We start from the raw sequence: 22,068 nt of genomic DNA on the forward strand, positions 1-22,068 counted from the left end.
ATTACTATAATGACCATGACTTCGATGTCCACCCTCACCGTCCGCGACGCGACCCCCGCGGACGCCGAGGTCTGCGCCGCGATCTACGCGCCCTACGTCACCGACACCGCGATCACGTTCGAGCTCGACCCTCCCGGTACGCAGGAGATGGCGGAGCGGATCGCGGCCGCCCAGCGCGAGCACGCCTGGATCGTCATGGAGGACGCCGACGGCGTCCTCGGCTACGCCTACGGCGGCACGTTCCGCACCCGCGCCGCCTACCGGCGCACGTGCGAGGTCAGCGTCTACCTCGAACAGGGCCGCCGCCGCACCGGCGCGGGCCGGGCCCTGTACGGCGCCCTCCTGCCCCGCCTGGCCGAACGCGGCATGCGGGTCGCCGTCGCCTGCATGACCCTGCCCAACGACGCGAGCCTCGGACTGCACCGCGCCCTGGGTTTCGAGGACGTCGGCGTCATGTCGCGCGTGGGCTGGAAGCACGACGCCTGGCACGACGTGGCCTGGGCCCAGCTCGACCTGACCGACCTCGCCCCCCGGCGCTGACCGCGAGGAGGAGCCGCGACTCCTGCGGGGCCCCGTCCCCCGCACGGGCCCAAACCCGCCGCCTGCCTCCCGGAGGGGCCGCCGGCCCGTCCGGCGCACCGGGGCGGGAAGCCCCCTGCGCGGCCCCGCCGCCGAGGAGGGCTCTTCGCGCAGCGCCTCCCGGGAGTGGACCGGGAAGCCCTTCCGCCGACCCTCGCACAGCGCCCGCCCGGCGGGGCCCCTGTAGGCTCCCCGTCCTCGTCGGCCCGCCGACCGCAGCGCCCGCCGGCGGCGATCACCTCCTGCCGCCCGGCTCCGGGAAGCCCTCCCCACCCCCTCGCGCACCGCCGCCCCCTCCCGCCGTGGCCGACGCGCCGACCGTACGCTCTGCCCAGGTCCCATCTCCCCATGAATTCCCTGGAGCAGCCACGTGTCCGCCCCCTCCGCACGCCACCGCCCCTCCGGGCTGGCGTTCGCGCTCGGCTCAGCGCTCGCCTTCGGCGGCTCGGGCGTGTTCGCCCGCCCCCTCCTCGACGCGGGGATGGACTCCCTGCACGTCACGTGGCTGCGGGTCGCCGGGGCGGCGCTCCTCCTCCTTCCCGTCGCCGCCGCCCACTGGCGGGTCGCCCGCCGCCGGCCCCTGCTCGTGCTGGCCTACGGCGTCTTCCCCATGGCGGGGGTCCAGGCCCTGTACTTCGCCGCGGTCGCCCGCATCCCCGTCGGCATCGCCCTGCTCATCGAGTTCCTCGGCCCCGTCCTGGTCCTGCTGTGGCTGAGGGTGGTGCGCCGCACCCGGGTCTCCCCCGCCGCCGTCGTCGGGGTCGTCCTGGCCGTGGCCGGGCTCGGACTGCTGCTGGAGGTCTGGGCCGGCATGCGCCTGGACGCGATCGGCGTGGCCCTGGCCCTGGGCGCCGCCGCCGCACAGGCGACGTTCTTCCTCCTGGGCGACAGCATGGGGGAGGACACCGACCCGCTCGCGGTCATCGCCTTCGGCTCCCTGGTCGCCACGGTCCTCCTGGGGGCCCTCGCCCGCCCGTGGACGATCCCCTGGGGACTGCTCGCCGCGCCGGTCCCCCTGGGCGGCCTCCACGTGCCCGGCTGGGCCCCGGCCCTGTGGCTGGGACTGGTGTGCACCGCCGTCGCCTACTTCGCCGGCGTCTCCGCGATCCGGCGCCTGTCCCCGCAGGTCGCCGGGGCCGTCGCCTACCTGGAGGTCGTGACCGCGATCGTGCTGGCGTGGGTGCTCCTCGGCGAGGCGCTGACCCCGGTCCAGATCCTGGGCGCCGCGGTCATCGTCACCGGCGCGTTCATCGCCCAGACCGCCGTCCCCGGCGCACCGGCGCCCCCGGAGGACGTCCGGCGCGCCGACGCCGCCGCCTCGCCCTGAGGCCCCGCCCCCACCGGTCCTGCACGGCCCGCGCGGACGGCGCCCCGCACACGGCGCCGGGCCCGGCGGGAGAGGTCTCTCCCGCCGGGCCCGGCCACCACTCGCACCGATCCGGGTCAGGCGCCCCCGGTCGCCGCCTCCACCTCGGACATGAACTGCTCCGCGGCCTCCTCGGGCGTCAGGTTCCCGAACGCCAGGTCGTCGGTGACCCGCTTGGTGATCTCCACGACCTGGCCGGCGCCGATCGGGGGCGGCGGGTTGCCGTCCACGATCGTGCCCTCGATGTCGGACAGGAACACGGCGCTGCGCGCGTCCGCCTCCGGCAGCGAGTTGAGGATGTGCGCGCGCACGTCCACGTTCGCGGGCAGGCCCAGGTCGGCCAGGATCAGCTCGGCCGCCGCGTTCTCGTTGAGCATGAAGTCCACGAACCGGGCCGCCTCCTCCGGGTGCTCGGAGGACGCCGCGACGGAGTAGAACATCGCGGGCTTGAAGTACATCCCGGTGCGCTCGCCCTCGGACTCACCCGGGTAGCGCAGCAGCTCGATCTCCCGGCCGGAGGACTCGCTGATGCCGCCGAGCTGGTTGGTCCAGAAGTGCGCCATCGCGCCCTGGTTCGTGGACAGGACCGACTGGTCGGGACCGCCGCCCTCGATCTCCACGCTCTCGGCCGCCCCCGGCTGGCCGCCGTTCTCCAGCAGCTGCTCGGTGATGCCGAACCACTCCGCCATGGTCTCCTGGGAGAAACCGAGCGAGCCGTCCTCGGCGTACAGGTTCTCGCCCCGCTGGCGGGCGAAGATCTGGAACCCGGACTCGTTGTAGGACATGCTCTGCGTGCCCACGGTCTCGCCGTCGGTCGCCTCGCTGATCTGCGCGGAGATCTCGACGTAGTCGTCCCACGTCCACGTCTCGTCGTCGGGCATCTCCACGCCCGCGTCCTCGAACGCCTGCGGGTCGGCGAGGATCGCGTACGCGTTCACGCCGCTGGCGACGCCGAAGGTCTGGCCGTCCAGGTCGCCGCTCTCGGCCACCAGCGGGTCGATCTTCGACAGGTCCAGCACGTCGCCGAACTCGGTGAGGTCGGCCAGCGCGCCCCGGTCACCGTACTCGCGCAGGTACCGCTCCTCCTGCATGAGGATGTCGGGAGCGTCGTTGGCCGCGGTGCTCGTGGCCAGCCGGTCCCAGTAGGAGCTCCAGTCGGTGTAGTCCCCGACGATCCGGATGTCGGGGTTCTCGGCCTCGAAGACGTCGATGACCTGCTGCATCGTGGAGTGGCGGTCGTCGGCGCCCCACCAGGAGAAGCGGAGTTCGACGACGCCGTCCTCGGAGCCGGAGTCTCCTCCGCAGGCCGTGACGGCCATCACGAGCGCGGTGGCCGCGGCCGCCAGGGGGAGGAGGGTACTGCGGCGGCGGGCCCGGGGGCGCCCGACGCCAGGGGGTGTGTACATGGGTCGATTTCCTTTCGACTACTTGATTCCGGTGGTGGCGATGCCCTTGACCAGGTATCGCTGGCCGGCCAGGAAGAATCCGAAGACCGGGCCGAGTGCCACGACGGACATCGCGAACAGCGGCCCCCAGGACGTCTGGGAGCTGGAGTCGACGAAGGTGCGCAGGGCGACCGGGACGGTGTACATGTCCGGGCTGGTGAGGAAGATCAGCTGGCTGAAGAAGTCGTTCCAGGTCCAGATGAACGTGAAGATCGCGGTGGTGGCCAGCGCCGGGAGCGACAGCGGCATGATGATCTGGAAGAAGATCCTCACGTGGCCGCAGCCGTCGATGCGCGCGGCCTCGTCCAGGTCCTTGGGCAGTCCGCGGATGAACTGCACCATCAGGAAGATGAAGAAGCCGTCCGTCGCCAGGAGCTTGGGCACGATCAGCGGCAGGAACGTGTTGATCCAGCCCAGCTCCGCGAACAGGATGTACTGCGGCACGATCACGACGTGGATCGGCAGCATGATCGTGGCGAGCATGATCGCGAAGAAGAGCCGCTTGCCGCGGAACTCCAGGCGGGCGAAGGCGTAGGCCGCCATCGAGCAGCCGACGAGGTTGCCGATGATCGATCCGGCCACCACGACCGCCGAGTTGAGCAGGTAGTGGTGGAACGGGAACTGGAGCGCCGTCCACCCCTCGGTGTAGTTGCCCGGGGTGAAGGTCTCCGGGATGAGCCCGGGGGCGCGGAAGATCTCCGCGGTCGGCTTGAAGGAGCTGGAGAGCATCCACAGCAGCGGGTAGAGCATGATCAGCCCGAACCCGATGAGCCCGATGTGGATGAGCAGCCGTCGTGTGCGTCGGGCCCCGAGGCGCCTGGTGGAGGTCGCGGGGGCCGTTGTCTCAGTCGCCATAGAAGACCCAGTACTTGGAGGCCAGGAAGTTCACCGCGGTGAACCCTCCGATGATCATCAGCAGCAGCCAGGCCATCGCCGAGGCGTAACCCATGTCGAAGGCGCCGAAGCCGCGCTGGTAGAGGTAGAGCGTGAAGAAGAGGGTGGAGTCCGAGGGTCCTCCGGTGCCGCCGCTGACGATGAACGCCTGGGTGAAGGTCTGGAAGGCGTTGATGATCTGGAGCACCAGGTTGAAGAAGATGATCGGGGTGAGCATGGGAACGGTGATGTTCCAGAACCGGCTCACCGGACCCGCCCCGTCCACGGAGGCCGCCTCGTAGTACATGGCGGGGATCTGCCGCAGGCCGGCCAGGAAGATCACCATGGGTGCGCCGAACGTCCACACGTTGAGCACGATCAGCGTGCCCAGCGCGTAGTCGGGATGGGACACCCATCCCTCGCCCTGGATCCCGAAGAACGCCAGGACCTGGTTGATCAGGCCCTCCGCGCCGAACACCTGGCGCCACAGGATGGCGATGGCGACGCTGCCGCCCAGCAGGGAGGGCAGGTAGTAGACCGACCGGTACAGGGGAAGCCCCCGCACGCCGCGGTCCAGGACCATCGCCAGGGCGAGCGCCAGCGCGAGCTGGAGCGGCACCGACACGAACACGTAGACGAACGTGACCCTCAGCGCGCTGTGCAGCCGGGCGTCGGTGAACATCCGCTCGTAGTTCTCGGCGCCGACCCACTCGTGGTCACCGATGAGGTTGTAGTCGGTGAAGGAGAAGTACAGGGAGGCCAGGAGCGGGCCCGCGGTGATGAACACCAGGCCGATGAACCACGGGGCCAGGAAGCCGTAGGCGGCGAGGTTCTCGCGCTTGGCGCGGGGGGCCGCGCTCTTTCCGCTGCGGGGGCGCGATTTGGGTGCGGCCTGGTCCGGAGCCGCCGCCCTCCCCCGCTGGAGCAGGGCGCTCACGGCGCGCCGCCGTCCCGGAGGGCCGACGGAAGGCGGCGACCGGTGGCGTTCGGTCCTGGGTTCATGGGGAGCCAATCTCACTCGGAGGGCACGGGCGCTGTGTGTGCGAGAACACGGGGAGAAACCGGGCTGAGTAGCCCTGGTAAGCGCTATCCAAGTATTAGGATGTTCAGTTTCTAGCACCGGGTTACATGGGTGTCAACGATTCGTTTCCCCACAAGTGTGATCCACACCCCAGATCGTTACCGTTCGCGCCCCCCTCACAGCGCGGGAACCGGCCGGTGAACGCGCTTCCCGGGTTCTTCTCGCGCCAAACGCCACTCCTCGTAGCCACGCGAACACGGGTGGGTGTGATCGGTTTGGGACATGGATTTGACCAGTTCGTCGCGGGACACCCCTGTCGTTTTTTGTGGAAAGCGTTTACCATGCAGCATGTGAACGACACCACTCCACGCAGGTACGCGATCGTCGGCACCGGTTCCCGGGCCCGGATGTACACCCGGGCGCTGACCGGCACCCACCGGGACCAGGGACGACTGGTCGCCCTCTGCGACACCAACGCCACCCGGATGGCCGTGCACAACAGCATCGTGACCGAGGCCGGTCTCGACCCCGTGCCGACCTACTCCCCCTCCGACTTCACCCGCATGCTGAAGGAGGAGCGGGTCGACGAGGTCATCGTGTGCACCGTCGACCGCACCCACGCCGACTACGTCGTCGCCGCGCTGGACGCCGGCCTCGACGCCATCACCGAGAAGCCCATGACCGCGGACCTGGAGGGGCTGCGGCGCATCAACGAGGCCCAGGCCCGCACCGGGGGCCGGGTGACCGTCGGCTTCAACTACCGCTACAACCCCGTCCACCGCCAGCTGCGCGACCTCATCGCCTCCGGGGTCATCGGCGAGGTGGGCTCGGTGCACTTCGAGTGGCTGCTGGACCTGCGCCACGGCGCCGACTACTTCCGCCGCTGGCACCGCGACAAGACCCAGTCCGGCGGGCTGCTCGTCCACAAGGCCAGCCACCACTTCGACCTCGTCAACTGGTGGATCGGCGCCCGGCCCACCGAGGTGTTCGCCTGGGGCCGCCTGTTCTTCTACGGTGACGAGAACGGCCGCCGCCACGGCCTCGCGGGCGACTACGAACGCGGACACGGCTCCCCCGCCGCCGAGGCCGACCCCTTCGCCCTGCACATGGGCGACAGCCCCGACCTCACCGCCCTGTACCTGGACGCCGAGCACGAGGACGGCTACCGGCGCGACCTCAACGTGTTCGGCCCCGGCATCACCATCGAGGACGACATGTCGGTGCTCGTCGGCTACGACACCGGGGCCCGCCTGAGCTACCACCTGGTCGCCTACGCCCCCTGGGAGGGCTACCGGATCTCCATCACCGGCAGCCGGGGGCGCCTGGAACTGGACATGACCGAGTTCGACCACACCTCCCCCCACCAGGACGAGTCCACCCCCGTACGCGGCATGCCCGCCCCCAAGGACCACACCTCGGCCCGCCTCCTCCTGCGCCGCCACTGGCAGGAGCCCGAGGAGATCCCGATCGCGGTCGGCGAGGGCCCCCACGGCGGAGGCGACCAGGTCATGCTCGACTCCCTGTTCGGCGGATCCGACGACGGCATCCGACCCGACCACGCCGACGGCGGCAACGCCCTGCTCACCGGACTCGCGGCGAACGCCTCCATCGACTCCGGGGCCCCGGTCAGGATCGCCGACCTGCTCGGGACGGACCGGTGACCGCGCCCCGGGGCGCCGGGGCCGACGAACGGGCGGGCCGCGCCGACGACCCCGTCCCGGTGCTCCTGGTCGGCCTGCACGGCCACGGCCGCTCGCACCTGCGCTCCCTGCTCCCCCTGTGCGAGAGCGGACTCGTCCGACTGGTGGGCGTCTGCGACAGCCGGCCGCCCGAACCCGGGGACGACCTGGAGGGCCACGGCCCGGTCCCCTGGTTCGACGACCTCGGCAGGGCCGTCGACGAGACGGGCGCCCGGATCACCGTCCTGGTCACCCCGATCCACACCCACCTGCCGCTGGCCAGGACCGCCCTGGAGCACGGCTCCCACCTGCTGCTGGAGAAGCCCACCACGGCGGGCCTGGCCGAGTTCGAGCAGCTGCGCGCGGCCGTCGACGCCTCCGGGCTCGCCTGCCAGGTCGGCTTCCAGAGCCTGGGCTCCCGGGCGGTCACGGCCGTGCGCGACCTGATCGCCGGGGGAACGGTGGGCCGCGTGCGCGGCATCGGGGGCGAAGGCGCCTGGAAGCGCACCTCCGCCTACTACGACCGGGCCCCCTGGGCCGGACGCCGCCACCTGGACGGCCGCGACGTCGTGGACGGGGCGCTCACCAACCCGTTCGCGCACGCGGTCGCCACCGCCCTGGCCGTGGCCGGGGCCGGGGCCGAGGCGCCCCGGGACGTGGAGCTGGAGCTGTTCCACGCCCACCCCATCGAGAGCGACGACACGTCCTGCCTGCGGCTGCGCACCGCCGACGGAACCGTCATCACCCTCGCGGTGACGCTGTGCGCCCCCGACAGCCAACCGCCGCGCCTGATCGTGCACGGCGAACGCGGGCGGATCGAGCTGGACTACACCCTCGACCGGGTCACCCTGCACCGGCCCGGCCGCGCGCCGGCCACCACCGTCCACCCGCGCACGGGCCTGCTGGAGAACCTGGTCGAGCACCTGCGCGACGGCGTTCCGCTGCTGGTGCCGCCCGACGCCACCCGGGGGTTCATGCACGTGCTGGAAGCGGTCCGGCACGCCCCGGACCCGGCCCCGATCCCCCTCGGACACCAGCGGGTGTGGAACGAGGACGACGTCACCCACCGCACCGTCAACGGGATCGGCGCGCTCGTCCACCGCAGCGCGCAGAACCTCGCCCTGTTCTCCGAACTCGCCCCCGCGTGGCTCCCCGGGGCCGCGGAGGCGACACCGACCACGAAGGCCCGCCCATGACCGCGTCCCTGTCCCTCAACGGTGTCGTCCTGGCCGTCCAGCGGGACGGCGCCGACATCGACCCCCGGCTCTCGCCACGCCCCTACCTGCACCCCGTACGCACGCGGGGCGGCACGGAGGTCACCGAGCACCTGCCCGCCGACCACCTGCACCACCTGGGGGTCGGCGTGGCCGTCCCCGACGTCTCGGGGGTGAGCTTCTGGGGCGGGCGCACCTTCGTGCGCGACCGGGGCTCGGTGATGCTCGACAACCACGGCCGCCAGGAGCACCTGGCATGGGCCGCGGAGAAGGACGCCGAACGGGTCGAGGAGCTGTCCTGGACCGGACCCGACGGGGTGGAACTGCTGCGCGAGCGGCGGTCCACCCGGGCCCTGGACCTGGACGCCCGTACCTGGGTGCTGGACCTGCGGGTGGAGCTGTCCAACACCTCCGGACGGGACCTGAGCATCGGCAGCCCCGCCACGAACGGCCGCCCCGGGGCGGGGTACGGCGGGCTGTTCTGGCGCGCCCCGCTGGGCGCGCGACCCCCGGAGGTCACCGGCGCCGGGGGCCTGCGGGGCGAGGAGGCCCTGCACGGCTCCCGGGCCGAGTGGCTGGCCCTGGCAGGGGAGGACGGCTCGGGTGCGCCGTGGACGCTCCTCTTCGTCCAGCCCGGCGAGCGCCGCGACCCGTGGTTCCTGCGGGCCTCGGACTACCCGGGGGTCGGCCCCGCCCTGGCCTGGGACGAGCGCCTGCCCCTGCCCGTGGGCGGCAGGCTGGAGCGGGGACTGCGCGTGGCGGTGTGCGACGGCCGTCCCACCGACCCGGCGTCCCTGGCGGAGGCCGTGGGCGCGCTGGACTGAGCGCGGGACGGGGCCCGGGGCGGAAGAACCGGGCGGGGCCGGAGCGGCGACAGTCGGTTCCGAGGGCCCCGAGGGCCCCGAGGCGGCCGTCGGGCCGGGGCACGCCTCCGGGTTCCGGGGAGCACGGGAGCCGGGGCGTGGGACCGTGGGCCGTTGCGGCCCGTGGGCCGCCGGGGGCGGGGCTCGGGCCTCCCTGTCCCGGGACCCCGGTCCCGGCGTGCCCGGCGGCGGGATCCCGGGCCCGCGGGCGCGGCGGCTCCACGGCCGCGTGAGCGGGTGCGCCGGGCCGGCCGCCGCAGGGCGTCGGCGACGGCGCGGGCCCGCGCCGGAAGCCGCCCCGGGACCTGCGACGCCCCAGCGGGGGGCGGAGCACGCCTCCCGAGGGCGGGCAGCACGGGGCCGTCCGTCCGGGCGGCCCCCTACAACCGACCCAGGCCCTTCACCGGCCTGTGGACGACCACGGCGCCACGCGCCGTACGAGAGAAAGGCAGCACCATGCGCGTCCTCGTCACCGGAGGCTCGGGGAGGCTCGGCCGCAGCGTCGTGGCCACCCTGGCCGAGCGCGGCCACGACGTCACGTCGGTGGACACCGCCGAGGCGGACCACCCGGCCGGGGTCACCGGGATCGTCGCCGACCTGCTGGACGACGCCGGACGGGAGGACGCCTTCACCCGGGCGCGGCCCGAGGCCGTCGTCCACCTGGCCGGGATCGCCGTGCCCTTCGCCCGCCCCGACGTGGAGACCCTCCAGGTCAACACCGGCCTGGCCTGGGCCGTGCTCTCCGCCGCCGTCGCCCACGGGGCCCGCTCGGCGGTGGCCGCCTCCAGCCCCACCGTCTACGGCTACAACACGCCCTCCTGGCGGCCCCTCGCCCTGCCGCTGGACGAGGAGCACCCCGTCGCCCCCTGGCACGCCTACGGGCTGAGCAAGGCCATCATCGAGGACACCGTGCGCTCCCTGGCGCGCACCAGCGACACCTGCGTGCTGTCCTGCGTGCGCCCCGGCTACGTGGTGGCCCCCGAGGAGTGGCGGGGCGCGGTCACCCAGCTCGGCCACACCATGGCCGAGCGCCTGGCCGACCCGGCCCTGGCCGCGACCTCCCTGTTCAACTACGTGGACGCGCGCGACGCCGCGGAGCTGTTCGCGCTCGTGGTGGAGCGGCCGGAGCGGGTGCGCAGCGGCCAGGTGTTCAACGCCGTCGCGCCGGACCCGCTGGCGGAGGGCCCGGTCCACGAACTGCTGCCCCGCTTCCACCCCTCCACGGCGCAGACCGCCGCTTCCCTGGCGGACGGCCGCTCCGTGTTCTCCTCGGAGGCCGCCCGCACCGCCCTCGGCTGGACCCCCACCCGTACCTGGCGCGACCAGATGTCCGCCCCCACCCCGTGAGACCCGATCGGCCGTGAACAGGTCGAGGGCTCCGCTACGCTAGGAAAGAGTTTTCCCAGTGGCCCGAACCAGAAGAGGGAGCGGTGTGGAGTCCGGTTACGTGACGCTGGAACAGGTCGCCTCACACGCCGGGGTGTCCCTGGCCACGGCTTCCAGGGTGATCAACGGCAGCACCAGGCAGGTGAGCCAGCGGCTGCGCGACAAGGTCACCGCCAGCGCCCAGGAACTCGGCTACCTGGCCAACGCCTCGGCGCAGACGCTCGCCCGCAACAGCAGCTCGCTGGTCGGGCTGCTCGTCCACGACATCGCCGACCCCTACTTCTCCTCGATCGCGGCGGGGGTCACCCGCCACACCGAGGAGCGCGGACTGGTCCTGGTGCTGGGCACCACGAGCCGCTCCGCCCAGAAGGAGGGGCGCATCCTGGCCGCCCTGCGCGCCCACCGGGCGCGCGCGGTGGTGCTGGTCGGATCGCGCTCGACCGACGACGAGAGCAACCGTCGCCTGGCCGAGGAGATCCGGCTGTTCCGCCGCCAGGGCGGACGGGTGGCGTGCGTGTCCCAGGAGGGGCTGCCCGCCGACACGGTCACGCCCGACAACCACACCGGTGCGGCCGACCTCGCACGCCACCTCATCGCGCAGGGGCACCGCGAGTTCGCCATCCTGGCAGGGCCCACCGACCTGTGGACCGCGCGCGAGCGCCTGGACGGGTTCCACTCGGCGCTCTCGGGCGCGGGCCTGGAGCTGGCCCACCACAACGTCGTGCACGGTGCGTTCACCCGCGACGGCGGCTACGAGTCCACCCGCCGCCTGATGGCGGTCGGCACCGGGGCCACCTGCCTGTTCGCGGTCAACGACGTGATGGCCACCGGGGCGATGGCCGCCCTGCGCGACCTGGGGCTGCGGGTGCCCGAGGACCTGTCGGTGGCGGGCTTCGACGACATCCCGACCCTGCGCGACCTCACCCCCGCGCTGACCACCGTGCGCCTTCCGCTGGAGGAGATGGGAGAGCGGGCCGCGGTGCTCGCCCTGGAGGAGGAGCCCGGCGAGGAGGCCCGCGTGATCACCGTCCGGGGCGAGGTCGTCGAGCGGGAGAGCACCGCGCCGCCCGGCCGGGCGGCCCGCAGTACGGCCGTCGGCACCGTCTGACCCCGCCGCCGGCACCGTTGCGGTGTGGGCCCGGTCCAAGGGACCGGGCCCACACGTGTGTCCGGCGGATGCGCGGGCCGTCGTCAGCCGGCGGTGCCCAGGTACCGTTGCGCCCATTGCGCGAAGGTCGTGAGCGGGACGCCGAGGGCCCGCGCGAACTCCGGCCGGGCGGGCTGGCCGGTCACGTTCATGAACTCGTGCGACGCCCCCATCCCCGGCATCCCTGCGGCGAACGCCTCCTCCACGCCCATGTCGGGCGCGCTCAGCTCGGTCCCCAGGGCGTGTGACAGGGTCCGCGCGATCTCGGTCATGGTCAGGTGGTCGCTCGCCAGCTCCAGCTCGACCCCGTGGAAACGCTCCGGGTCGGCCACCGCCGCGGCGGCCGCCCCGCCGATGTCGTCGACGGCGACGAGGGACACCGGCGTCCCGGGCTTCAACACGCTCACCAGGCCGCCCTCGACGCCGCGGGGGAACAGGAACTCCGCCGACGGCAGGAAGTTCTCCATGAAGAAGCCCGGCTTGAGGATCGTCCAGTGCCGGAACCCCGCCCCCCGCACCCGGTCCTGGATCCCGGTCTTGGCGGTGTAGTAGGGCTCCAGCGCCGTCCAGCGGCCCTCGTCCCATCCGGCGATGCCGGTGTGCTGCCCGGCCCCGGAGACGGACGTGTGCACGAACTGCGGCACGCCCGCGGCCAGCGCGCCCGCGATCAGGTTGGCGGCCTGGGCCACCTCGCCCTCGAAGTCGACGGAGTCCCCTCTCATCTCGGGCAGCTGGACCGAGAAGACCGCCCGGGCCCCCTCGGCGGCCCCGGCCAGGGAGTCGCGGTCGCGGAGGTCGCCGGTGACCAGGGACGCGCCGAGCGCCTCCACGGCCCTGGCCCGCTCGGTCGCGGGGTCCCGCACCAGGGCGCGGACGGGGACACCCGCCGCGAGCAGGGCGCGGGCCGTGGCGCCGCCCTGGCGGCCGGTGGCGCCGGTGACCAGGACGGGGGCGGAATCGGTGGACATGGGGTCGCTCCTCGGGTGGGCACCGCTAAACGGCGGGGCCCGCCGTTTCTTGTCCGCTAAGATACGGAGGGCCCCGCCACTTAGCAACCGCAGAGGTGACACCATGCCCGCCCAGCGCGCGGACGCCCGGCGCAACCACGCCCGCCTGCTCGCCGTGGCCGAGGAGGAGATCGCCGAGCACGGCGCGGACGCCTCCCTGGAGCAGATCGCCCGCGTCGCGGGGGTCGGATCGGCCACCGTACGCCGCCACTTCCCCAACCGCCGTGCCCTGCTGGACGCGGTCTTCCGCGGACGGATCGAGGCCCTGTGCGCCCACGCGCGGGACCTGGGAAGCACGGCCGACGCCCGGACCGCGCTCCTGCAGTGGCTGCGCGCCGTGACCGAGTACGGCGCGTCCACCCGGGGGCTGGCCGTGGCGCTGCTCCGCGACACGGGGGCCTCCGCCGACGCGGTGCACGGCAGTACCTGCGCGGCCGAGCTCATCGCGGCCGGGGAACCGCTGGTGGAGCGCGCCGCGGAGGCGGGGGCGGTGGCCCCGGGCGTGACCGCCGAGGATCTGGTCACCCTGGTCACCGGCATCACCCTGGCCACGGAACACCACCCCGATCCCGTCGCCGAGGCGGACCGGATGCTCGGTCTGACAGTGGCGGGGGTTCTCCCGCAGGGGTGAGCGGGACGCTTCGCAGAGGCCGGGCGCCGGTTCCCCCGGCCCCGTGCGCGAGGCCGACCGGTCCGTGCCGCCGCCGACGCCCGGGCCGACGGCCGCGGCTCAGAGCCTGCGGTGCATGATGTGCAGCCCGACGTAGCCGTGCTCGGGGTGCGCGAACCCCTCGGGCAGGGTGCCCACGACCGTGAAGCCCAGGGATCGCCACAGCGCGACCGCGCGGGTGTTGGTCTCCACGACCGCGTTGAACTGCATCGCGCGGAACCCGTCGGCGCGGGCCGTGTCCAGCACGTGGGCCGCCAGCGCACGGCCGACGCCGCGCCCGCCGTGGGCGGGGTCGACCATGAAGCTCGCGCTCGCGACGTGCGAACCGGGCCCGCGGTGGTTGCGGACGGAGTTGGCGGTGCCCAGCACCGTCCCGTCGGCGTCCACGGCCACGAACGTGCGTCCGGGCGGGGCCGGGAACCACCGCTCGCGCGCCTCCTCCGGACCGAGGTCGGTCTCCCACGTGAACGTCGTGCCCGCGGCGATGACGGGGCGCATGAAGGCCCACATGGCGGGCCAGTCGGCGGAAGCGGCCTCACGGATCTGCATGCCCGCCAGCATGCTGGTGCGCACCGTCCTCCGCAACCGGTTTCCCCGCCGCGGAGCCGGCGGCCTCCGCCGGGAACCGCCCGCCCTCAGGCCGCCGGCGCGGAGACGCCGCCGGACCGGGCTCGCCGGCGGCGCACCCACACACCCGCCCAGGCCGCGGCCACGACGGCGGCCATCACACAGCGCGAGGTCATGAGGTGCTCGCGGGGGTAGAGGCGCTCGGTCAGGTAGAAGTCGATGAAGCCGAACTCCATCACCGGGCGGCCCGTGTTGAGCCGGGCCCAGTTCTCGATCTCCGTCAGGAAGCACGGCCAGTCGACGATCACGATGCCCAGGGCGTAGGCGGCGACCGCCAGGTGGACCCGGAACAGCCGGGGCCATCGCCAGGCCAGGAACCCGCCGAGGACGACGAAGCCGAGGAACGCGAAGTGGAGGACCATCGCGGTGTGGCCGAGGAGGAGGTAGGGCATGTCCCGAAGCTAGGCCCGGGCGGCGCCGCGCGCATCGGTACCCGCACCCACCCCCCTCTGAGTACCCGTGCTCATGACCGCGCCGGGGCGCCCCCCGACCTGCGGAGGACGCCCCGGCGCACGGTCGCGGACCCTGTGCTAGGGGGAGGGGTCCGCGACCGGGGTGAGCGTGTCGGCGAACACCAGGCCGTGGCCGAGCCCGGTGTCGGCGCGCACCGTCCCCCGGTCGAACTCCACCCCGCTGGGGCGGGCCAACGCTCCCAGCGCGGCGAAGGAGGCACGGTCGATGTCCTCGACCATGGCCACCCGGGGAAGGCACAGCGCCAACTGGCCCGACAGCTCGGGCAACAGGTGCGGAGCCACCGGCACGCCGCGGCGCGCCATCGACTCCGCGATCCGCAGGAACGGGGTCACCCCGCCCACCCGCACCACGTTGGGCTGCGCCACGTCGCACACGCCGAGGTCCACGGCCCGCTCGAACTCCGCGGCCGTGCGCAGGTTCTCACCGATCGCGAAAGCGATGTCCGTCCGCTCGCGCAGACGGGCATGCGACTCCAGGTCCTCGGCGGGCAGGGGCTCCTCCACGAAGTACGGGTCGAACGGTTCCAGCGCGCGCAGCGCCCGCGCGGCCCTGGGCACGTCCCAGCGCTGGTTGGCGTCCACCATCAACAACCGCTCCGGCCCCAGTGATTCCCGCACCGCGCCCACGCGCTCGACGTCGCGGGAGATCTCGGCCGAGCCCACCTTCATCTTGGCCGCCCGGTGCCCCGCCCCGACCCAGCCCCGCACCTGCTCCACCAGGTCCGGCAGCGAGTAGTCGAGGTTGACCCCGCTGCCGTAGGACTCCACCGAGTCGCGGCGCCGGCCCACCAGGTCGACCAGGCTCACCCCCGCCGCACGGGCGGACAGGTCCCACAGGGCGATGTCCACCCCGGCCAGCGCCATCAGGGTGAGCCCGCTGGTCCCCGCCTCGCGCAGGTGCCAGCGCAGCTCGTCCCACCGGGAGGGGTGCGCCGCGCCCCCCGCCAGGACCGGTCCCAGGTCGTCGTTGACCAGGGCCGCCACCGCGCGGGCCCCGATCAGCGGGGTCCACGAGAACCCCGTGCCGACCAGCCCCGTGTCGGTGGCCACCCGCACCACCACCACGTCGTTGCGGTCCACCCCCCCGTCCCACGCCCGGTGCAGCGGCAGCCGGAAGGCACGGGCCACGACCTCGGTGACACGCACCGTCAGCCCTCCTTCACCAGGGACAGGCCCGTCTCGATCAGCTCTCCCAGGGCCGCCACCTCCTCGGCCGTGGGGTCGGTGAACGGGGCCCGTACCCCGCCCGCCTCCACCCCGCGCAGCCGTGCCCCGGCCTTGACCAGGGACACCGCGTACCCGGGCACCCGGTCGCGCAGCCGCACCAGCGGCTCGAAGAACCCGGACAGCAGCCGGTCCGCGAGCGGGTCCCCCGCGTGGAAGGCCGTGTAGAACGCGTTCGCCACCTCGGGCACGAACGCGAACGCCGCCGACGAGTACAGCGGCACCCCCACACCCCGGTAGGCCGCCACGGTCAGCTCGGCCGTGGGCAGGCCGTTGAAGAACGTGAACTCCTCCCCGCGCACCTCGCGCACCGCCAGGACGATCTGGTGCATGCGCCCGAGGTCGCCCACCCCGTCCTTGATGCCCACCACCGTGGGGATCGCCGCCAGCTCGGCCGCGCTCTCGGGGGTGAACACCATCGATCCGCGCTGGTAGACGATCACCGGGATGTCGACGGCCGAGGTCACGGTGCGCACGTACTCCACCAGCCCCCGCTGCGGGGCGCCCACCAGGTAAGGGGGCAGCAGCAGGACGGCGTCCGCGCCCAGCTCCCGGGCCGCGCGGGCCTGCTCGACCGCGGTGCCGACGCTGCCGCCCGCACCGGCCACCACGGGCACACGCCCCGCGGTGACCTCCACCGACCGCCGCACCACCGCGGCGTGCTCGGCGGCCGACAGGGCGTGCACCTCACCGGTACCGCACGCCGCGAACACCCCACCGGCCCCCTGCTCCACGCCCGAGGCCACGTGCTCGGCCAGCACGGCCTCGGCGACGCCTCCTCCGGAGTCGAAGGGGGTGAGGGGGAAGAACAGGATTCCTTCGAAGTTCATGCCGCTCCTTGGCTGTTGAGGGATCGGGGCCGCCCCGGGTACGGGCGGCCCCGGCGAGGTCCGCAGGACCTCACAGGACGTGCTGCACGTGACGCCGGACCAGGGTGGCGATGACGTCGTCGCCGTCGGCGTCCCACACCTGCCGGTTGAAGATCTCCACCTCGATGTCCCCGTCGTACCCCGCCGCGTCCACGGCCCGGCGCAGGCCGCGCACGTCGGCGTGGCCGTCACCGACCATGCCCCGGCCCAGCAGGTTGTCGGCCGGCAGCGGCACCACCCAGTCGCAGGCCTGGAAGGAGGCGATGCGCCCGCCCGCCCCGGCCCGCTCGATCTGGGTCCACACCTGCGGGTCCCACCACACGTGGTAGGCGTCCACGACCACGCCCGCCGCCTCGGCGTCGAAGCGTTCTGCCACGTCCAGGGCCTGGCCCAGGGTGGACAGCACCGCGCGGTCGGCGCAGAACACCGGGTGCAGCGGCTCCAGGGCCAGGCGCACACCGCGCTCGACCGCGTACGGGACGAGCTCGGCCAGGGCCTCGACCATCCGCTCGCGCACGCCGGCGAGGTCGCGGTCCCCGTCGGGCATGCCGCCCACCACCATGACCAGGCAGGGCGCGCCCAGCTCGGCGGCCTCGTCGACGGCCCGGCGGTTGTCCTCCAGGGCGGCGGCCCTGTCCTCGCCGGTGAGGAACCCTCCACGGCAGTAGGACGAGACCCGCAGACCGCTGCGGCGCACCAGGTCCGCGGCCTTGGCGAGACCGGTCTCGGCGACCGGTTCGCGCCACAGGCCGATGGCGGGCAGACCGGCGCGCAGGCACCCGTCCACGGCCTGGGTCAGGCTCCAGCGCTTGACGGTGGCCTGGTTCAGGGACAGCCGCGCCAGCCGGGGGTCGCCCGGCTCCGGGGTGTCCACGGCCGCGGGCAGGCCGGAGGGGACGTCGACGGCGCCGGGCACCACCGGAGCGGCGCCGTGGGGCGGGTACGTGGTCACTGGTCCACCCCCGACACCTGGAGCAGGGCGCGCATGCGCGCCGCGGCGAGGTCGGGGTCGGAGAGGACCCCGGCGGCGTCGGCCAGGCGCAGGGCCTGGGCCAGGTGGGGCAGGTCGCGGGCGCTGTGCAGGCCGCCCACCATGTGGAACCCCTTCTGGTGGCCGTTGAGCCAGGCCAGGAAGGTGATGCCGGTCTTGTAGTAGAAGGTGGGCGCGGCGAACAGGTGCCGGGCCAGGGGGACGGTCGGGTCCATCAGCGCGCGGTAGCGGCCGGTGTCGCCCTCGTCCAGCGCCGCGAGCGCCCGGGCGGCGGCCGGGCCGATGGCGGCGAAGATCCCGAGCAGGGCGTGGGAGTGGCCCTGCTCGTCGCCCAGCACCAGGTCGGGGTAGTTGAAGTCGTCGCCGGTGTACAGGCGCACCCCCTCGGGGAGCAGGCGTCTGAGCCGGACCTCCAGGGCGGCGTCGAGCAGGGAGACCTTGATGCCCTCCACCGCGTCGGCGTGCTCGGCGATCAGCGCGGCCACGGGCTCGATCGCCTCGGCCGGGTCGGAGAACCCCCAGTACCCGGCCAGGGCCGGGTCGAAGGCGGTGCCCAGCCAGTGCAGGACGACCGGGCGCTCCGCCCGCTGCAGCAGGCGGCCGTAGGCCTTGGCGTAGTCCCCCGGCCCCCGGGCGACGGCGGCCAGGGCCCGCGAGGCCATCAGGACGGGGGTGGCACCGGCGCCCTGGACGACGTCGAGCTGTTCCCCATAGGCCGTGATAACGCTTTCCAGATCGACATGGGAAGAATCGAGCTGGTCGGTGCCCACCCCGCAGGCCAGGGCGGCGCCGCGCGCGGCGGCCTCCGCCCCCGACCTGCGGATCAGCTCGGCGGTGGCCTCCCAGTCCAGTCCCATGCCGCGCTGGGCTGTGTCCATGGCGTCGGCGACGCCCAGCCCCTGGTCCCAGAGGTGGTGGCGGAAGGCGAGGGTGGCCTCCCAGTCCAGGCGGGCGGGGGCCCCGGGCGCGTTGGGGGCGGCCGGGTCGGCGACCACGTGGGCCGCCGCGTAGGCGACGCGCGAGCGCGCGGGCGGCAGGGGGGAGGTGTCGGCGGGGGCGCCGGTCAGCGTGTAGGGCGCGACGGCGCCGTCGGGGGAGGGCAGGCGCAGTGTGTTCACGTCAGGGTGACCTCGTCCAGTTCGACGGTGTGCCCGTTCTGGGCCGAGCGCAGCCCGGCCTCGGCCATCTGCAGGCCCCGCGCGCCGGAGAGCAGGTCGTGCGGGAAGGGGGCGTCCAGGACCACGTGCCGCAGGAAGCCCTCCCACTGGGCGCGGAACCCGTTGGGGAAGTCGGTGTTGTCGGGGACCTCCTCCCACTGCTCGCGGTAGCTGGAGGGGTCCTCCAGGTCGGGGTTCCAGACGGCCTTGGGGGTGGAGGCGCGGTGCTGGAAGCGGCAGGAGCGCAGCCCCGCCACGGCGCTGCCGTGGGTTCCGTCGACCTGGAACTCCACGAGCTCGTCGCGGTTGACGCGCACGTTCCAGGAGGAGTTGATCTGGGCGATGACGCCCCCCTCCAGCTCGAAGATGCCGTAGGCGGAGTCGTCGGCGGTGGCCTGGTAGGCGCGCCCCTCCTCGTCCCAGCGCTGCGGGATGTGGGTGGCCACCTTGGCGGTGACCGTGCGCACCGGGGCGAACAGGTGCTCCAGCACGTAGTGCCAGTGCGGGAACATGTCCAGCACCATGCCGCCGCCCTCCTCGGCCCGGTAGTTCCAGCTGGGCCTCTGCGCGGGCTGCCAGTCGCCCTCGAAGACCCAGTAGCCGAACTCTCCCCGGACGGAAAGGACCTTTCCGAAGAAGCCGCTCTCGACCAGCCGGCGCAGTTTGAGCAGGCCGGGCAGGAAGAGCTTGTCCTGGACGACGCCGTTGCGCACGCCCGCGTCGCGGGCGAGCTTGGCCAGTTCCAGCGCCGAGCTGAGCGTGCTCGCGGTGGGCTTCTCGACGTAGACGTGCTTGCCCGCGGCGATGGCGGCGCGTACCGCCGCCTCCCGGGCGTGCGTGATCTGGGCGTCGAAGTAGATCGAGATCCGGTCGTCGGAGAGAACCGAGTCCAGGTCGGTGGTCCAGCGCTCGATGCCGTGCCGGTCCGCGATCTCGCGCAGTTTCCGCTCGGAGCGCCCGACCAGCACGGGTTCGGGGATGATCCGGGAGCCGTCGGGCAGGGGAACCCCTCCGGCCTCGCGGATCGCCAGGATCGACCTGGTCAGGTGTTGCCGGTACCCCATGCGTCCGGTGACGCCGTTCATGGCGACACCCAGCACGTGATCACTCATGGGTTGTTACCACCTCTCCTTGTGAAAGCGCTTTCCAGCGTACGGCAAACCGTCCGTCCACACCAGTGGGCCGGAGGTGCCGCAAGGGGCTCCGAGGAGGAAAGAAGCGGAAAACCCCCGCGCACCGGGGGCGTTCCCGCCGGGAAGGGGGTCGCGGCGTTCGGGAGAAGCGGGCGGAGACGACCCGGCGGACCCCGGTCGGGGGCCCGCCGAGGCCCTCTCCGGGAGGGCGGGGCGCGGCCCCCGGGGCGGCGTTCGGCGAGGGAGCGGCTTCCGGGCGGGGGCGCCTTCCGGGCCTCCGGCGCCCGTGTCCGCGCACGCGTCCGGCGGGGCCTGCTCTCGCACGGGGACGGGGAGGCGCCCCGTCGGTGACGGCCGCGGTGCGGCATCCGCCGCACGCCGTGCCACCGCCCCCGCGCCGGGGGAAGGGGGCGCACCGGTGGGCGAGCCCTCGCGGCGGGCGGCGTCGCAGACCGTGGCGCTCCCCCTGTCGCGCAGCCCGGTTGTAAAGGTACTCTTTACACGTGCAAGGAAAATTGACAGATGCGCTGAAGGTCGTGAAGGCGCGCCTGGACGCGTTCCTCGCGTCACGCGTCCTGACGAAGGACGACGACTGGGCCGACGCGATAGGACGTGCCGTGAGCATGCAGGCGGCCGCCGACGACGTCGTGCGCGCCGTCGTGCAGCAGGCGCGCCAGAACGGCGCCACGTGGCAGGTCATCGGTGACGCGCTCGGCGTGAGCAGGCAAGCGGCGTTTCAGCGCTATGGCAGACCGATCGACCCCAGAACGGGAGAACCCATGAACACCACGCCGCTCCCCGGCGCCGCCGAACTGGCCGCCTCGGTGATCGGGGACCTCGCTTCCGGCCGATGGGCGCGGGTCACCGGGCAGTTCGACACCACCATGCGCGACGGCCTCTCGGAGGACGCGCTCGCGGCCGCGTGGGCGCAGATCGTCGGCCTGTCGGGAGCTCTCGAAGGCAGGGGAGAGCCGGAGGTCACCCGGGCCGGCGACGTGACGATCACGAACACGCCGCTCTCGTTCGAGGCGGGCGACTACACGGCACGGATCGCGTTCCGCGACGACCGCGCCATCGCCGGCCTGCACATCCTGGAAGGGCAGACGCCGTGACCATCGGATCTTCGGACGGACCCAGGACGACCGCGGCCCGGGGCGGGCCCTGCATGGGCGGCCGCGATCTGCGCTCCATCGGCGTGTTCACCGTCCTGGCGTTCGCGCTCGCCTGGCTCCTCGCGCTCCCGCTCTGGTTCGGTGACGGACTCGCCGACCCCCGGTTCCCCCTCGTGGCGACCGCCACGATGACGACCCCCGCGATCGCCGCCCTCGTCGTCGTGTTCTTCGTGGAGCGGCCGAGTCACAAGGCGCGGAAACTCGGGGTGTGGCCGCTGAGACCGGTCCGCGGACTGCTCGGCTACGGGGCACTGGGGATCTTCGTGTCCATCGCCCTGGTCCTGGTGGCGCTCCCGGTGGGCGCACTGCTGGGGGTCTATCCGGCCGACTTCGCGAACTTCTCCGCGTTCCAGCAGGTCCTCGACGAGCAGGCGGGCGCCGCGGGGGCCGGCGAGACCCCGGTGCCGATCGGCGCGCTCGTCACCGTCCAGCTCGCCGCACTCCCCCTGACGGCGTTCGTCAACCTGCTTCCGGCGCTGGGCGAGGAACTCGGGTGGCGGGGGTGGCTGCTCCCGAAGCTGATGCCGCTCGGCACCCTGCCGGCCCTCCTGGTCTCCGGCGTGATCTGGGGCCTGTGGCACGCGCCGCTCATCCTCCTCGGGTACAACTACCCCGATGCGCCGGGTTGGCTCGGCCTGGCCGCGATGGTCGGCATGTGCGTCCTGATCGGCGCAGTCTTCGGCTGGCTGAGGCTCCGATCGGGGTCCGTGTGGCCCGCGGCCCTCGCACACGCCGCGTTCAACGGGGCGGGCGGGTCCTACCTCCTCTTCGCGCAGGCTGGAGAGCACGTCGACACCACGCAGGCGACGGTCCTCGGCTGGAGCGGGTGGATCGTGCCGCTCGCGCTCGTCGTGGTCCTGGTCGCCACGGGGCAGTTCTCCTCCGCGAAGCACCCGTCCACCCCGCCGTCGGAGAAGGGGCGTCCCCCCGGACTCCCGGCGACGGGACAGGCAACCGGAGAGTAGCCGCAACGGCCCCTGAGGTCTCCGGGGCCGGGCCCGGAGGCCGCGGGTGCGGCGCGTCGAACGGGCCCCGGACCGGTCCTGGCCGCACGCCGGGCCGGGACCGCACGGTGCGGTCCCGGCCCGGTGCCCGGTCGCGGAGGGGGCGCCACGCGCCGAGTGGAGGCCAGTTCCTGACCTGGACGGTTCCTAGAGTGGGGGCACACCACA

General features: G+C 73.5%; 21 protein-coding genes. 10 read left to right on the forward strand and 11 right to left on the reverse strand.

Translation table 11 applies throughout. The features are described 5' to 3' along the window. Positions 1-15 precede the first annotated feature (15 nt). Positions 16-540, forward strand: a complete 525-nt coding sequence (locus ACIRPH_RS07075) for a GNAT family N-acetyltransferase (protein ID WP_402910400.1) — start codon at positions 16-18, stop codon at positions 538-540. A 409-nt stretch (positions 541-949) separates the two neighbouring features. Then, entirely contained in the window at positions 950-1,906 is a 957-nt protein-coding gene (locus ACIRPH_RS07080) for an EamA family transporter (protein WP_402910403.1), read from the forward strand. A gap of 116 nt (positions 1,907-2,022) precedes the next feature. Here the strand turns inward: ACIRPH_RS07080 and ACIRPH_RS07085 are convergent, their stop codons facing one another. Genes ACIRPH_RS07085 through ACIRPH_RS07095 form a run of 3 tightly spaced genes read right to left on the reverse strand, consistent with a single transcriptional unit; the run spans position 2,023 to position 5,200 of the window. Beyond that, positions 2,023-3,351, reverse strand: coding sequence for an ABC transporter substrate-binding protein (locus ACIRPH_RS07085; protein WP_402910405.1), 1,329 nt, complete (start codon positions 3,349-3,351; stop codon positions 2,023-2,025). Positions 3,352-3,369: 18 nt separating this feature from the next. Next, positions 3,370-4,245 carry a carbohydrate ABC transporter permease gene (locus tag ACIRPH_RS07090; RefSeq protein WP_402910407.1) on the reverse strand — a complete coding sequence of 292 codons (876 nt, stop codon included), beginning with the start codon at positions 4,243-4,245 and terminating at the stop codon, positions 3,370-3,372. Beyond that, positions 4,235-5,200 carry a carbohydrate ABC transporter permease gene (locus ACIRPH_RS07095; protein WP_402910409.1) on the reverse strand — a complete coding sequence of 322 codons (966 nt, stop codon included), beginning with the start codon at positions 5,198-5,200 and terminating at the stop codon, positions 4,235-4,237. Before ACIRPH_RS07095 ends, ACIRPH_RS07090 begins: the two co-directional genes overlap by 11 nt. 425 nt (positions 5,201-5,625) lie before the next feature. Here ACIRPH_RS07095 and ACIRPH_RS07100 point away from each other — a divergent pair, with 425 nt between their 5' ends. From ACIRPH_RS07100 to ACIRPH_RS07120, 5 genes are all read left to right on the forward strand, one after another. Continuing rightward, the gene (locus ACIRPH_RS07100; RefSeq protein WP_402910412.1) at positions 5,626-6,945 is read left to right on the forward strand and encodes a Gfo/Idh/MocA family oxidoreductase; all 1,320 of its coding nucleotides are present in this window, start codon (positions 5,626-5,628) and stop codon (positions 6,943-6,945) included. Next, positions 6,942-8,159, forward strand: a complete 1,218-nt coding sequence (locus ACIRPH_RS07105; protein ID WP_402910413.1) for a Gfo/Idh/MocA family protein — start codon at positions 6,942-6,944, stop codon at positions 8,157-8,159. The genes ACIRPH_RS07100 and ACIRPH_RS07105 overlap by 4 nt, the downstream gene beginning before the upstream one ends. Further along, a complete protein-coding gene (locus ACIRPH_RS07110) occupies positions 8,156-9,001 on the forward strand; it encodes a PmoA family protein (protein WP_402910415.1) in 846 nt (281 codons plus the stop codon). The genes ACIRPH_RS07105 and ACIRPH_RS07110 overlap by 4 nt, the downstream gene beginning before the upstream one ends. A gap of 495 nt (positions 9,002-9,496) precedes the next feature. Beyond that, positions 9,497-10,387 (forward strand): NAD-dependent epimerase/dehydratase family protein, encoded by an 891-nt coding sequence (locus ACIRPH_RS07115; protein ID WP_402910417.1) that lies wholly within the window; start codon positions 9,497-9,499, stop codon positions 10,385-10,387. 85 nt (positions 10,388-10,472) lie between these two features. Continuing rightward, complete coding sequence (locus tag ACIRPH_RS07120) at positions 10,473-11,534, forward strand: LacI family DNA-binding transcriptional regulator (RefSeq protein ID WP_402910420.1); 1,062 nt, start codon at positions 10,473-10,475, stop codon at positions 11,532-11,534. Positions 11,535-11,617: 83 nt separating this feature from the next. Here the strand turns inward: ACIRPH_RS07120 and ACIRPH_RS07125 are convergent, their stop codons facing one another. Continuing rightward, complete coding sequence (locus ACIRPH_RS07125; protein ID WP_402910422.1) at positions 11,618-12,541, reverse strand: NmrA family NAD(P)-binding protein; 924 nt, start codon at positions 12,539-12,541, stop codon at positions 11,618-11,620. A gap of 103 nt (positions 12,542-12,644) precedes the next feature. On the opposite strand from ACIRPH_RS07125, the gene ACIRPH_RS07130 reads away from it, so the two are divergent. Continuing rightward, a complete protein-coding gene (locus ACIRPH_RS07130) occupies positions 12,645-13,211 on the forward strand; it encodes a TetR/AcrR family transcriptional regulator (protein WP_402910425.1) in 567 nt (188 codons plus the stop codon). A gap of 99 nt (positions 13,212-13,310) precedes the next feature. Here the strand turns inward: ACIRPH_RS07130 and ACIRPH_RS07135 are convergent, their stop codons facing one another. From ACIRPH_RS07135 to ACIRPH_RS07165, 7 genes are all read right to left on the reverse strand, one after another. Beyond that, a complete protein-coding gene (locus ACIRPH_RS07135; protein WP_402910427.1) occupies positions 13,311-13,823 on the reverse strand; it encodes a GNAT family N-acetyltransferase in 513 nt (170 codons plus the stop codon). Between the two features lie 62 nt (positions 13,824-13,885). Beyond that, positions 13,886-14,269, reverse strand: a complete 384-nt coding sequence (locus ACIRPH_RS07140; protein ID WP_402910430.1) for a DUF2784 domain-containing protein — start codon at positions 14,267-14,269, stop codon at positions 13,886-13,888. A 138-nt stretch (positions 14,270-14,407) separates the two neighbouring features. Further along, the gene (locus tag ACIRPH_RS07145) at positions 14,408-15,496 is read right to left on the reverse strand and encodes a mandelate racemase/muconate lactonizing enzyme family protein (protein WP_402910432.1); all 1,089 of its coding nucleotides are present in this window, start codon (positions 15,494-15,496) and stop codon (positions 14,408-14,410) included. A gap of 2 nt (positions 15,497-15,498) precedes the next feature. Further along, entirely contained in the window at positions 15,499-16,404 is a 906-nt protein-coding gene (locus tag ACIRPH_RS07150; RefSeq protein WP_402910435.1) for a 5-dehydro-4-deoxyglucarate dehydratase, read from the reverse strand. 70 nt (positions 16,405-16,474) lie between these two features. Next, positions 16,475-17,395 carry a sugar phosphate isomerase/epimerase family protein gene (locus ACIRPH_RS07155; protein ID WP_402910437.1) on the reverse strand — a complete coding sequence of 307 codons (921 nt, stop codon included), beginning with the start codon at positions 17,393-17,395 and terminating at the stop codon, positions 16,475-16,477. Then, a complete protein-coding gene (locus tag ACIRPH_RS07160; RefSeq protein WP_402910439.1) occupies positions 17,392-18,552 on the reverse strand; it encodes a dihydrodipicolinate synthase family protein in 1,161 nt (386 codons plus the stop codon). The genes ACIRPH_RS07155 and ACIRPH_RS07160 overlap by 4 nt, the downstream gene beginning before the upstream one ends. Beyond that, positions 18,549-19,703 carry a Gfo/Idh/MocA family protein gene (locus ACIRPH_RS07165; protein ID WP_402910442.1) on the reverse strand — a complete coding sequence of 385 codons (1,155 nt, stop codon included), beginning with the start codon at positions 19,701-19,703 and terminating at the stop codon, positions 18,549-18,551. The genes ACIRPH_RS07160 and ACIRPH_RS07165 overlap by 4 nt, the downstream gene beginning before the upstream one ends. Before the next feature lie 569 nt (positions 19,704-20,272). Here ACIRPH_RS07165 and ACIRPH_RS07170 point away from each other — a divergent pair. Together ACIRPH_RS07170 and ACIRPH_RS07175 are read left to right on the forward strand one after the other, a co-directional pair. Then, entirely contained in the window at positions 20,273-20,836 is a 564-nt protein-coding gene (locus ACIRPH_RS07170; RefSeq protein ID WP_402911636.1) for a DUF3887 domain-containing protein, read from the forward strand. 53 nt (positions 20,837-20,889) lie between these two features. Continuing rightward, a complete protein-coding gene (locus tag ACIRPH_RS07175; RefSeq protein ID WP_402911639.1) occupies positions 20,890-21,861 on the forward strand; it encodes a lysostaphin resistance A-like protein in 972 nt (323 codons plus the stop codon). Positions 21,862-22,068 lie beyond the last annotated feature (207 nt).

This window comes from Nocardiopsis sp. NPDC101807 (assembly GCF_044766605.1).
In the GTDB taxonomy this organism is placed as follows: domain Bacteria; phylum Actinomycetota; class Actinomycetes; order Streptosporangiales; family Streptosporangiaceae; genus Nocardiopsis; species Nocardiopsis tropica.

Coding starts and splice junctions, on each gene's coding strand:
- ACIRPH_RS07075 (WP_402910400.1), top strand. CDS start 16: ATGACTTCGATGTCCACCCTCACCGTCCGCGACGCGACCCCCGCGGAC.
- ACIRPH_RS07085 (WP_402910405.1), bottom strand. CDS start 3,351: ATGTACACACCCCCTGGCGTCGGGCGCCCCCGGGCCCGCCGCCGCAGT.
- ACIRPH_RS07090 (WP_402910407.1), bottom strand. CDS start 4,245: ATGGCGACTGAGACAACGGCCCCCGCGACCTCCACCAGGCGCCTCGGG.
- ACIRPH_RS07100 (WP_402910412.1), top strand. CDS start 5,626: ATGCAGCATGTGAACGACACCACTCCACGCAGGTACGCGATCGTCGGC.
- ACIRPH_RS07110 (WP_402910415.1), top strand. CDS start 8,156: ATGACCGCGTCCCTGTCCCTCAACGGTGTCGTCCTGGCCGTCCAGCGG.
- ACIRPH_RS07115 (WP_402910417.1), top strand. CDS start 9,497: ATGCGCGTCCTCGTCACCGGAGGCTCGGGGAGGCTCGGCCGCAGCGTC.
- ACIRPH_RS07125 (WP_402910422.1), bottom strand. CDS start 12,541: ATGTCCACCGATTCCGCCCCCGTCCTGGTCACCGGCGCCACCGGCCGC.
- ACIRPH_RS07130 (WP_402910425.1), top strand. CDS start 12,645: ATGCCCGCCCAGCGCGCGGACGCCCGGCGCAACCACGCCCGCCTGCTC.
- ACIRPH_RS07140 (WP_402910430.1), bottom strand. CDS start 14,269: ATGCCCTACCTCCTCCTCGGCCACACCGCGATGGTCCTCCACTTCGCG.
- ACIRPH_RS07150 (WP_402910435.1), bottom strand. CDS start 16,404: ATGAACTTCGAAGGAATCCTGTTCTTCCCCCTCACCCCCTTCGACTCC.
- ACIRPH_RS07165 (WP_402910442.1), bottom strand. CDS start 19,703: ATGAGTGATCACGTGCTGGGTGTCGCCATGAACGGCGTCACCGGACGC.
- ACIRPH_RS07175 (WP_402911639.1), top strand. CDS start 20,890: ATGGGCGGCCGCGATCTGCGCTCCATCGGCGTGTTCACCGTCCTGGCG.